The sequence below is a fragment of the Flavobacterium panacis genome (genome assembly GCF_024649945.1).
Lineage (GTDB): Bacteria > Bacteroidota > Bacteroidia > Flavobacteriales > Flavobacteriaceae > Flavobacterium > Flavobacterium panacis.
In genome coordinates this window covers 160539-172934 of record NZ_JANKMS010000010.1, presented here as the reverse complement: position 1 = coordinate 172934, position 12396 = coordinate 160539, and the positions used below count along the sequence as shown (strand labels likewise).

At 32.9% G+C, this 12396-nt stretch carries 10 protein-coding genes; 4 read left to right on the top strand and 6 right to left on the bottom strand.

Going from position 1 to position 12396, the window contains the following annotated elements; translation table 11 throughout:
• The first annotated feature begins 149 nt into the window (after positions 1–149).
• On the top strand, positions 150–1196 hold the full coding sequence (thiL, locus tag NQQ59_RS20220; protein WP_144216831.1) for a thiamine-phosphate kinase: 1047 nt from the start codon (positions 150–152) through the stop codon (positions 1194–1196).
• Between the two features lie 103 nt (positions 1197–1299).
• On the opposite strand, the gene NQQ59_RS20215 is transcribed toward thiL, so the two are convergent.
• The 5 genes from NQQ59_RS20215 to NQQ59_RS20195 form a co-directional block, all read right to left on the bottom strand.
• Positions 1300–1998 carry a response regulator gene (locus NQQ59_RS20215; protein WP_144216829.1) on the bottom strand — a complete coding sequence of 233 codons (699 nt, stop codon included), beginning with the start codon at positions 1996–1998 and terminating at the stop codon, positions 1300–1302.
• Positions 1988–3790 carry a tetratricopeptide repeat-containing sensor histidine kinase gene (locus tag NQQ59_RS20210; protein WP_257698418.1) on the bottom strand — a complete coding sequence of 601 codons (1803 nt, stop codon included), beginning with the start codon at positions 3788–3790 and terminating at the stop codon, positions 1988–1990. Before NQQ59_RS20210 ends, NQQ59_RS20215 begins: the two co-directional genes overlap by 11 nt.
• Before the next feature lie 351 nt (positions 3791–4141).
• Complete coding sequence (locus tag NQQ59_RS20205) at positions 4142–4393, bottom strand: hypothetical protein (protein ID WP_144216825.1); 252 nt, start codon at positions 4391–4393, stop codon at positions 4142–4144.
• A 176-nt stretch (positions 4394–4569) separates the two neighbouring features.
• Positions 4570–5388: a LytR/AlgR family response regulator transcription factor gene (locus NQQ59_RS20200; protein ID WP_144216823.1), complete on the bottom strand. Its 819-nt coding sequence runs from the start codon at positions 5386–5388 to the stop codon at positions 4570–4572.
• 272 nt (positions 5389–5660) lie between these two features.
• Positions 5661–7202, bottom strand: coding sequence for a glycine--tRNA ligase (locus NQQ59_RS20195; RefSeq protein ID WP_144216821.1), 1542 nt, complete (start codon positions 7200–7202; stop codon positions 5661–5663).
• Positions 7203–7300: 98 nt separating this feature from the next.
• On the opposite strand from NQQ59_RS20195, the gene NQQ59_RS20190 reads away from it, so the two are divergent.
• Positions 7301–7981 (top strand): ComF family protein, encoded by a 681-nt coding sequence (locus NQQ59_RS20190; RefSeq protein WP_257698417.1) that lies wholly within the window; start codon positions 7301–7303, stop codon positions 7979–7981.
• A gap of 3 nt (positions 7982–7984) precedes the next feature.
• Here NQQ59_RS20190 and NQQ59_RS20185 read toward each other — a convergent pair whose 3' ends face one another.
• Positions 7985–10660 (bottom strand): zinc-dependent metalloprotease, encoded by a 2676-nt coding sequence (locus tag NQQ59_RS20185; RefSeq protein WP_144216819.1) that lies wholly within the window; start codon positions 10658–10660, stop codon positions 7985–7987.
• 192 nt (positions 10661–10852) lie between these two features.
• On the opposite strand from NQQ59_RS20185, the gene NQQ59_RS20180 reads away from it, so the two are divergent.
• Both NQQ59_RS20180 and NQQ59_RS20175 read left to right on the top strand, forming a co-directional pair.
• The gene (locus NQQ59_RS20180; protein WP_144216817.1) at positions 10853–11782 is read left to right on the top strand and encodes a bifunctional riboflavin kinase/FAD synthetase; all 930 of its coding nucleotides are present in this window, start codon (positions 10853–10855) and stop codon (positions 11780–11782) included.
• Positions 11783–11898: 116 nt separating this feature from the next.
• Entirely contained in the window at positions 11899–12336 is a 438-nt protein-coding gene (locus tag NQQ59_RS20175) for a hypothetical protein (RefSeq protein ID WP_144216815.1), read from the top strand.
• The last annotated feature ends 60 nt before the right edge of the window (positions 12337–12396 follow it).

Here is a 12396-nt window from a genome sequence, read left to right as displayed (position 1 = left end):
TAAAAATACAATTTGGAGACACATTGTATGCTTCTCTGTAAAATGGAGAAATTAGAAAAAAACTCAGAACCTTAGTACCTCAGAATCTTAGCAACTTTAAAAAAAACCTTTGTACCTTTGCACCTTAATAACTTTGGAACTTAACAGAAATGATTGAAGATAAAAATCAGCAGAGAACTAGTATTGCTCAATTGGGCGAATTTGGATTAATTGACCATTTGACCAAAAATTTTGACGTTACTCAGGAATCAACTTTAAAAAGTATTGGTGATGACGCAGCTGTTCTTGATTTTAAGGAGAAAAAAGTAGTAGTTTCTACTGATTTATTAATTGAAGGAGTTCATTTTGATTTGGCTTATATGCCTTTGAAACATTTAGGTTACAAAGCCGTTGTGGTAAATGTTTCTGACATTTGCGCCATGAATGCAAAACCAACTCAAATTACGGTTTCAGTAGCGGTTTCAAATCGTTTTCCACTTGAAGCTTTAGAAGAATTATTTGCAGGAATTACGCACGCTGCAAAAGAATATAAAGTGGACGTTATTGGTGGAGACACAACCTCTTCTCAAAAAGGTTTGATTATCAGCATTACTGCAATTGGAGAAGCTGATGAAAACGAATTGGTTTACAGAAACGGAGCCAAACAAACTGATTTACTTGTTGTAACAGGCGATCTTGGTGCTGCTTATATGGGATTACAGGTTTTAGAACGCGAAAAGCAAGTTTTTCAGGTAAATCCAAACAATCAACCTGATTTAGATCCTTATACTTATTTGGTAGAACGCCAATTAAAACCAGAAGCACGAAAAGATGTTCGTACACTTTTGCATGCTCTTGAAATAAAACCAACTGCTATGATTGATATTTCAGACGGATTATCATCTGAAATTATTCATATTTGCAAACAATCTAAAGTAGGTTGTAATTTGTATGAAGACAAACTTCCTTTAGATCCTCAATTCATATCGACTTGCGAAGAATTTAATATTGACAGCACAACGGTTGCCATAAACGGTGGTGAAGATTATGAACTTTTATTTACAATTGACATTAATGATTTTGATAAGATAAAAGGAAATCCAAATTTCTCTGTAATTGGTCATATGGCCGAAGAAAATGAAGGAATACATCTTGTAACCCGTGCCAACACTAAAATTGCTTTAAAAGCTCGCGGATGGGATGCTTTGACAGAGTAGTTTTCAGTCGCAGTTTCAGTTTACAGTACCTAACAGAATTTTTAAATCTGTTAGGTATTTTTTTATATTCAATCTAAAATCTATATTCTAAAATCTAAAATATTTAGAAAAGTCCTTTACTTTTTGCTTCTCTGATCAAATCATCATCAGAACCACTTCTGATTTTAAGTAACTCTTTTAAATGTTTTTTTCTTTTTTCGATGGCATTCAGAGAAATCGGAACATTCTGCAGCATTTCATGAACAGCTGTTCCTTTTGACAAATGAATTAATATCTGCTTATCGTACTGATCAATTTCAATAGCATTATGAGTAGTCTGATTTAACATTTTAACTACGGACTGACTATAATATTTTTCATTTTTCATCACCTTATCAAAAGCCAAAAGCAATTCATCAAAAGTAAGATCATTTTTAATGATAAGTCCATTGGGCTGAATAGTTCTAATTATGGTTTTAATTTTTAGAAGTTCAGTATACATCGTTAGTAAAATAATCTTGCAGGAAGGCATTTTGGTCAACAGCAATTTTGCCAGATCTTCACCCGAATAAAGTTCTTTTTCTTCATAAGGCGGCATACTGATATCCAAAAAAGCGATATCAAAAACCGTCTTGTTATTACCTTCAATTATATCATAAGCTGATTTACAATCGTGTGCCTGAGAAATTAAAAACTCGTATTGTTTTGGATTATAACGCGTTATCGCATTTTTATACCCTTCAATAATAAATGGATGATCATCTACTATTAAAATATTCTTTTTAACTAATTGCGGAACCGGAGCTGTTAAATCAAATGTCATTATATTGCAGGTTATAATTTGGATCTATTGGGATATTTATAATAAGGATTGTTCCTTCTCCTTTGGCAGATTTTATAGTAACTGTACCCTTACATTCTGTTGCTCTGTATTCGATGTTGTGCAGACCAATTCCGTTCTTGGTTCTATTGGTATTAAACCCAACTCCGTCATCTTCGATCGTTAAGATCAAACTATCGCTTACATTCTTAAACTCTACTTTGATAATATCTGCATCTGCATATTTATTACAATTCTGAAGCCCTTCTTGAATAATTCGATATAAATTGATTTTAACAATATTACTAATTAATTCCCATTTAACATCAGAATCAAAAGAGGTGATCAACTTAGAACTATACGTATTCCTCTGATCTTCAAATAGTTTATTCAAAATAGCAACAAAATTATTAATTAATTCTGACTTTTCTCTATTTAAATCGTGAGAAATTTCACGTATATCCTGTTCAATATTCTTAAGTTCTGCAAGATATTTTTTTCTTTTTGAGGCTGCTTCAGCTTCATCAATCTTGTCCAAACTATCTAAACTGATTCGAATACCAAACATACGTCCGAGAACTCCGTCGTGTAATTCCTGTGCCACTTTTTTCTTTTCTTTAATTCGGGTAAGCTCGATTTCATTTTGTTGCGAAATCATTAAATTGTAAATATTTTCATTTGCAATTTGCTGTTCCTGCTTAAAAAGTAACTCCCTGTTTTTTGCCTGCTGAGTTTTATAAACATAAAAAAACAATCCGAGCAATGTACAAATACTAAAAACATAAATCAACGTTTTGTTCTTTTCCTGAAGATTGGAATTCAGATCTTTTATTTCGTTGGTTTCATATTCAATTCGGGAAAATTTTTCTCCCATATTGCGCTCTGCTTTTAGCATTTGGTCATTGAGCTGAATATATTCTTTAGAATAAATTGATGCATTTTTTGGATCAACAATTCCTATTTGCTTTAAGGCCGTTAAGGTGTTATTCAATTTATCTGAATAGCGCGAAATCAACAAAGCCTTTTTTGAAAATTGTATAGCCTCAAGAGTATCTTTTTTATACGCATAATATTCAGACAAGTGGATTAGATTGGATATCGTTGCTGTTTTTAATCCCAAACTATCCCTAATTTTTAGAGATCGATAAAAATCAGAAGGAAGATCATCCATTTTTCGAGATTTAAATTTAGAATAGGCTAAATTATCAAGCAACATTGCATATAATATTGTTTTTTCTTTAAATAAATTTGGTTCGCTTAATCCCTTTTGAAAATAAAATATCGCTTGTTTGTAGTTGTTCATACGCATATAAACAAACCCAATATTATTTAAAGAGGTGGCTTTCAGCTGTAGTTCTGAAGGAATAGATTTGTCATCTAATGTACTTATTGCTTTGTTTTGGTATTCTAAAGCTTTATGATATTCTTCTCTTTCATTATAAAGAATTCCAAGAAGATTATAACACTCATAAAGCTGATCACTAACATTTCTTTGATTTTTAAAAATTTCTAAAGCCTTAAACGCTGACATTTCACTTTCAAAAAAATCTGCTTCATTATATTGGAGACTTGCTTTACTTAATAATGTTTTAGCTAAATTAAGCTGATCGTTAATTTGCAGAAATTTTTTCTGAGCTTTATAATAATTTCTATAGGCACTATCAGAAATCATTTGAGAACTATAATAATCACCAAGATATGTATGTGCCTTTGCCACACTTGCTGCGTCATCTGCAATTAAGGATTTATCCAAAGCCATTTCAGATATCTTACGATATGATTTAAAATCATTCATATTATAATATCGATTAGCTATTTTAAATAGATTAGCTATTTGAAATGAATCATTTTTTTGAGTGATGACAATCGATAGTGCTTTTTGGGTGTAGCTTTGTCTCGTATTATAATTCAGATTATCGTCATTGGCTTTTGACAAATAAATAGGAAGGCTATCATTTAAAGAATTTACGTTTTTATCTAATTGATCTCTCTTAGTACAATTAAGAAAAATCAAAAATAAAAAAACTACTATTTGGTACTGTTTTCTCAATATTAGGTTCCGAATTTTACCAAAAATACTAAAACTAGGAACAAAAAAAAAGCTGTCAAAAAATTGACAGCTTTTTTAGTATTTATTTATATAGAATTAATCCATTTTTTTATTTCCACCAACAGATTGATTGATACTTGCAAAATTAGTTTGATCATTTCTGCTCATCAATTCATTATTTGCAACTACATCACGTTTTTTAGTACCTCCTGTCATACCTTGACCATTAACAGGTGGATCAATTTTTAATAATGAAGTCGACGAATTATTAGAAAATTCAGGATTTGCAAAAGAAGTTGCTACCATTACTAAAGAAAATAATCCGATTGTTAAAGCTGTTTTTTTCATGACCTGAGGTTTTAAATGTTTGTTTAATTTTTTTGGAGAATGACCGCTGTTTGCTGCGAATCATGGTGTAAAACTAATACGGAGGTCGAAAAAAATTTATACGAAAAATTGAGTTTATGGTAGATCATACCCAATTGATAGTCAATGGGTAGCAAATCCGTGTAAACGTCTGGTTTTTAGATTTCTAAGTAATTTCCTGCAGCAAAATCAGAAATTATAAGATCTACATTAGCTTTGTAGGTTTTAGAAAACGGGATTTTCTTGGAAGAGTTTTTTATGTAACAGATTGAGTTTCCGCTATGAATTCGCGAAATGTAATTTCGATTAATAACATAACTATTATGAATCCGGATAAAAGGATACGTTAAAACACTTTCAAAATGCTTTAACGTTTTAAATGCCGTAATCATTTCACCAGTATTCAAATAAATATCTGTCGAATTATTATCGGCCTGAAAATAACAAATATCGTCTGCATTCAAATACCGGTAATCACCGTATGATTTTATACAGATGGTTAATGGTTTTTCAATATTCTGGGGAATTGTGACGTTATTTACATTATCAATAACAATAGAAGTCTGTTCTTCTTTAAAAGGAGCCGATTTAGTATCTAAATTTGCCTTTTTAAGCTTCAAAACCGTTTTTAGAAGATCAACATTCGATAGCGGTTTTAAAATATAATCAAAGACGCCGTATTGAATGGCATCAAAAGCTTTATCTTTTTTATGAGTAGTAATAATAATTTTAGGAATCTCTTGAAAAAAGCGGTGAAGTTCACTAATAAATAAAAGAGATAATTGACTCGCATTGTTTTTAGGATCAATTTCCAGAAAAACTAAAGCCGGTTTATGCTCTAAAACCAAATTTAAACCCTCTTGAAAATTTGATGCAGAAGCCGTAAAAGATAATTCTGAAAAACCTGAAGCGGTTGTTTTGGTCTTCAAAATACTTTCAGCATCATCATCAATAATAATATACGAATACTTTTTCAAATTTTGGTTTTGTTGCTTTTCTCACTTCACAATCACAATCAAAAAAACAATTTAATAGGATCCTTTGCGAAAAGGTTTTTGGTTTTGGCATTTTTCCGCATTTAAAAATACGGATTTTATAATTTTAAGCCTTTCATTGTTAACACATTACATCGAAATGTTGATACAAAATGATGAAATGCAAAAAACATCGATAAAATACTTGTTTTTAAAAATCAAAAAATCCCAAACTCCTTTACGGAATTTGGGATTTATAATATAGTTTGTAATGATTACATTTTCATTAACCAGTTTTTCATCGAAACTTCGTTTTCTATAATACCTCTTAATTCGGTAATTTTTACACGATCTTGTTTCATTGTATCTCTATGACGAATAGTTACCGTTTCGTCTTCAAGAGTTTGGTGATCTACTGTAATACAGAACGGAGTTCCAAGAGCATCTTGTCTTCTGTAACGACGTCCTACTGCATCTTTCTCGTCATAAGCAACGTTGAAATCCCATTTCAAATCTTCAATGATTTTTCTTGAAATTTCTGGTAAACCATCTTTTTTAACCAATGGTAAAACTGCTGCTTTAGTTGGCGCCAAAACTGCTGGTAATTTTAAAACTGTTCTTTCTGAACCGTCTTCTAAAGTTTCTTCTTTTAATGAAGTAGCAAAAACAGCCAAGAACATACGATCTAAACCAACAGAAGTTTCTACTACATAAGGAACATAGTTTTCGTTTAGTTCAGGATCAAAATATTGTAATTTTCTTCCAGAATATTCTTCGTGTGCTTTTAAATCGAAATCAGTACGAGAGTGAATTCCTTCCAATTCTTTAAATCCGAACGGGAAGTTAAATTCGATATCTGCTGCTGCATTTGCGTAATGCGCTAATTTTTCGTGATCATGAAAACGGTAGTTCTCTTTACCTAATCCTAAAGATAAATGCCAGTTTAAACGAGTTGTTTTCCAGTGCTCGTACCATCTCATTTCGTCTCCTGGACGAACGAAGAATTGCATTTCCATTTGTTCAAATTCACGCATACGGAAAATAAATTGTCTTGCCACAATCTCGTTTCTGAACGCTTTACCCGTTTGAGCAATTCCGAAAGGAACTTTCATACGACCCGATTTCTGAACGTTTAAAAAGTTCACAAAAATACCTTGAGCCGTTTCCGGACGTAAATATAAGTCCATTGCATTTTCTGCAGAAGCACCTAATTTAGTTCCGAACATTAAGTTGAATTGTTTAACGTCTGTCCAGTTTTTAGAACCAGTTTCAGGATCCGCAATTTCAAGCTCTTCAATCAAAGCTTTTACATCTTCTAAATCTCCGTTTCCTAAAGAACGTCCTAAACGCTCTCTGATTTCTTTTTCTCTAGCCAAATATTCAATTACACGAGCATTTGTTGTAATAAACTCTTGTTCGTTGAATGCATCGCCAAAACGAGCCTTAGCTTTGTCAATTTCTTTTTGTGCTTTTTGGTGAATTTTTTCAGCGAAATCTTCAACCAAAACGTCAGCTCTATATCTCTTTTTAGAATCTTTATTATCAATTAATGGATCATTGAATGCATCAACGTGGCCCGAAGCTTTCCAGGTAGTTGGGTGCATCAATATTGCAGCATCAAGGCCGACGATATTTTCATTCATCTGAACCATTGATTTCCACCAATATTCACGGATATTCTTTTTTAATTCGACACCATTTTGTGCATAATCGTAAACAGCACTCAATCCGTCGTAAACTTCGCTTGACGGAAAAATAAATCCGTACTCTTTTGCGTGCGAAACCACATTCTTAAATATATCTTCTTGTTTTGCCATAGTGATGCAAAAATATAAAAAGTACCTTTAAAAAAAAGAAAAATAATAAAGATTGAAGTAGTGATTTTGTTATTTTTGTAAATAAAATCTTCCTTTTAGTGATTAATTATCTAATAAATTTGTTTTTCCCTAAAGTCTGTGATGGATGTCGTTCTATTTTACTTCAAAATGAAAATGTTTTCTGTACAGGCTGTCGTCACGAAATGCCTCTCACTCAATATCATTTAGATTCAAAAAATGAAGCTGTAAAAAAGTTTTATGGCAAAGTGGACATGCAGTTTGCAGCAGCATTTTTATATTTCAATAAAAAAGGATTGGTACAGGAACTCATTCATAATTTAAAATACAAAGGTCATCAGGAAATCGGAACAGTTTTAGGAAACTGGTATGTAGAAGATTTAAAAGAGCTTCAATTCAAAATTCCATTTGATACGGTGATTCCGGTTCCACTTCATAAAAAGAAATTTAAAGAGCGGGGATATAATCAGATTACCACTTTTGGAAAAGCAATTGCTTCTGGTTTTGAAATTCCTTTTAATGAAAAAATTCTCTTGCGAAAAATATACTCCAAAACCCAATCCAAGAAAAACCTTTTAGGCCGTTCTGAAAATATCGCAAACATTTTTGATGTAGAATTCGATGAAACCGATCACAACAAACATTTCTTGATTGTAGACGATGTACTCACAACCGGAGCAACTATTGAAGCTTGTTCTAGAGCTTTATTAAAAATTCCTGGTGCTAAAGTCAGTGTGCTTTGTATAGCAATGGCGCATTAAATTTTAATTCACAATGATTTTCTTTATCGTTCGTTTTTCTCCATCTGTAACGGTTACCAAATAAACGCCTGACGGAACATTTGGCAATTGAATATCCTGAATAAAATATCCTGAACCTCCAAAAGTATTACTGTAGACATATTTTCCTAAAATATCGTGAACATAAACTTTGACTTCTTTTGTAGAATTTCTGTCATATTGAATCGTAAAACTTCCTTTATTTGGATTTGGAAATAAGGCAAAACTAATATTTTCAAAATCGGAATTTTCGAGCGTATATGTTTTGCTGCAAATATTGACTGAAGCTGAATTGATAGTTCCTAAAGCCCCGGTGGTAGTATCACGAACTCCAAAAGTCCATGTTCCTTGAGGATCTTCGTTATTAAAAGCTGCCAATGCACTCGCAGGAACCACAATTTGACTCGTTGTTGTGCTACAGTTTAAACTTGCCCCACTATCATCAAACTGAAGTGCTAGTGTTGAATTTGTATTTCCGCAGCTTTTATTAAACAAACTTACTACCGTTCCCTTTGGACTTGTAATTTGCATTTCAAGATCTGAGAATCTTTCGTGTGTAACATTCACCGAAACATTGACATCTGAAACTGTTCCTGTTGAAGTTGGCACTGTAACGGTACTATTAGTATAAGCACTACCATTTCCTGTAGAATAACCTCCGTTGAAATTATACGTTGAACAAGATGTTGCTACAGAATATCCTATTGCAAAAGAAGTACTGTTTACAGCATAATAAATATTATTGACAGGCTCTATCAAAAGTCTGCAATTGGTAGAAGCTTCAATGTCTGAAGGAACCAATATGGTTTCTGAACCATCATTTAAAGTATTGGCAGCCAAAGTAACAGGAAAGGTCAATCCACCGTCCAAAGATAATTTCACATTAACATTGGAAGAACCTGGAAGTGTATTTGTATTATTGACACCCCAGGTAATAGTTTGTGCAGATCCTTTTTCCCATGATACATCTCCAGTATTTTGTGACGTTACTACAAAAGGTCCAGCAGACGCACTAACGGTAACGACCATAGCATCGACTCCAGTTTGAGCTTTTTCTTCGGGAGCATTATCTCTTCCCGTTAAAGTAAAATTCATTGTTTTGGCTATAGAAGAAACCGACTCCCATCTGGTTGTTAAAACATTATTTAAGACTGAACTTAGTGCTGGCATGTAACGAACCGGTGAAGTAGTTGGTGGCAATGACCTAAACATAGGTCCGTTTGGTTTTGTTGCGTACGTTATACTATTTGCTCCAGAGGTTGTAGTGGCATTATCATATTGTTCCCAGGTATACGTGATAGGATTTCCTTCTGGATCGGATCCTGTTCCTTTTAAAATAAATGGCGTACTGATTGGAATTGTATAATCGGCTCCTGCATTTATTACGGGAGGACTATTATCTATTGCTGTTGTTACAGGACAACTTTTACCCGCCAAGTTATTTTGAATCTGATTGATGCTTGCATAAGAAAAATAATCATCAGAATTATCCTGAACATCATAATCAGTCACACCAGCATACGCCATAATTGTTGATCCGCTGCCTGGTTCATAACTTGTTCCCAATCCTTCAAGCGCATACGAAAAAGTATGAGAACCTCCCAATTGATGTCCCATTTCGTGAGCAACAAAATCAATATCAAAAGTATCACCTTCTGGCCTCCTATCTGCAGGTGAAGTAAACGCACTTCCTTTTCCATATGGCACACTTGCTGTTGGATCTACACAAACGCATCCAATACAATGTGCATTACCGCCTCCGCCAGAAGCTCCAAACAAATGTCCAATATCATAACTTGCATTACCAATTACACTGGTCAAAGTAGACTGAACTTGCTGCCCCCAGGTTCCACCTTCTTTTGCTCCCTCGGCAGCATCAGAATAAGGATCGGTTTTAGAATCTAAATAAACAACTGCGTCATTATTTGCTATTAAAATTACTTTTACAGAAAGATCTCTAACAAAAACTCCGTTTACTCTTGTCAATGTAGCATTCATTCCTGCCAAAGCTCCTGCTTTTGTTCCACCAAAATACGCCGTATATTCTCCTGTACAGGATAAAGCCAAACGAAGTGTCTTAAACTGTTGAGCACTTGAAGCTGTTTTTGCTGTAGTCGAAGTTTTATTTTCAGAAATTGTATTAACGGTTTTACATTCTAAACGTATTTTTGAATCTGCATTATCTGCCGATTTAAAGACTACGTATTCTGATTTGTTATCTGGATTTTGCTCAATATATTCTGTTGGTTTGGCCACACGAAAAACCATTGTCTGTATTCCGATTGGTGCAACACTGAAATGAATTTTGGCACTTTTATCCTCTATTCCTCTTCCTTCATACGCTCTGATTTCGGGATATTTAGCCTGCAACTCAGGATCAAAATTAGAAGATTCCCAAACCGTAAAACGTTCCAATGTACCATCTGTGTTTGGAATCGTGATTTCTGTTTCGGCTTTTGAAGAAAATTTACTTGTCGTTGAGGCCAATTTAGCGCTTAACAAATCGGCATTTAATTTATAATACAATTTGCCCGAATCCGAACTGTTTACTTTTCGCGAAAGCGCTGATGAAGAAGTTACTTTCTGCCACAAAATGTCATTTTGAGCATTTACTGACAAACAACAGAAAATAAAAAATATATAAAGTAGTCGTTTTTTCATACTAGTAGGATATAACATCAAAATTACTTCAATTAATTTAGATTGTGCAATATATAAGACAATTAATGTAATTTGATCGACGAGTTCGCTGATTTTCACAAAAAGAAATTACAACTTCACTAAAATTCAATTTAAGCAGTATTAAATTTAAAACAGAATAGTATAAATTTGCAGCATCTTAAATAATATGTTTTGAAGCTCTTTCATTCTATAAACGATTTTCAGTCAACCAAGAAAACAATCTTAACTCTTGGAACCTTTGACGGCGTGCATATTGGTCATAAAAAAATTCTGGAAAGAATTACACAAAATACTGAAAACGGAAAATATGAGAGCCTTGTTCTTACCTTTTTTCCACATCCAAGAATGGTTCTTCAGGAAAAATCAGAAATAAGACTACTCAATACTATCAATGAAAAAATAGAGCTTCTTGAAGCTACAGGAATTGAAAATCTGGTGGTTCATCCGTTCAACGAAAGTTTTTCACGATTGACCGCAGAAGAATTTGTTCACACCATTTTGGTAGATAAATTTCAAATTCATAAAATAATCATCGGACACGATCATCGTTTTGGACGTAATCGAACAGCTAATATCGATGATTTAATTGCTTTTGGAAAAGAATATGGATTTGAAGTAGAACAAATTTCGGCCGAAGAAATTCAAGATGTTTCGGTAAGTTCAACCAAAATCAGAAAAGCTTTAAATGAAGGCAATATGGCTTTGGCAAATAAATATTTGGGATACGAATATTTCTTAAACGGTACAGTTGTAAAAGGAAAACAACTGGGTAGAACAATTGGTTTTCCTACTGCAAATATTCATATTGAAGAAGATTATAAACTGATTCCAAAGATTGGTGTTTATGTCGTAAAAGCTGTTGTGAATGAGGAAACGGTTTACGGAATGATGAACATTGGCTTTAATCCAACTGTGAATGGTGACAAGCAAACAATCGAGGTTCATCTTTTTAATTTTGATCAAGATATTTACGATCAAAATATCAAAGTTTCCTTACTTCATTATATTCGCGAAGAGCAAAAATTTGGCTCATTAGATGCACTCAAAGCTCGGCTTAATCAGGACCAAACAGAATCTTTGGCTTTTTTAAATCTTCTTTAAAAAAATCCAACTGTATAGTTTTAACGGTTTTTAAATCATCGTAGTTATTTTTTTAGTAAATTTGATAGAACACTGTTTTTCAAATATTTACTATTAACTTCTTAAAAGTAACCACTATGAAATTACCTAAAGAAATTACCAACGGTTTTTTGATTTTTCTCGGAATTGGCATTTATTTTTTATTAATGAATGTTTTGGGTTTAGCAGATTTGTTTTACTTAAGAACACTTAATGTATTCTTTATATTTTACGGTGTTAACAGGACAATGCAGATGAACCTTCACGAAGGAGAAACCAATTTTGTATCCAACGCTGTTTCTGCAATGGCAACTTCTGTTGTCGGAGTATCACTAAGCGTATTTGGATTACTGGTCTACAGCTATGCGCGAGGCGGAGATGCTTATGTAAAAACCTTATCTGAAACATTTATGTTTGGAGGAAATCCATCGGTACCAACTTATTGCATTTGTTTGTTGTTTGAAGGAATTGCATCATCTGTAATTGTTACATTAATGATGATGTTGTATTGGAATAATAAATATGCAGCCGATTAATTAATCAATAAAAACAAATATTTAAACACTCTAAAATCATAGAATTAAGAATTTTTATGA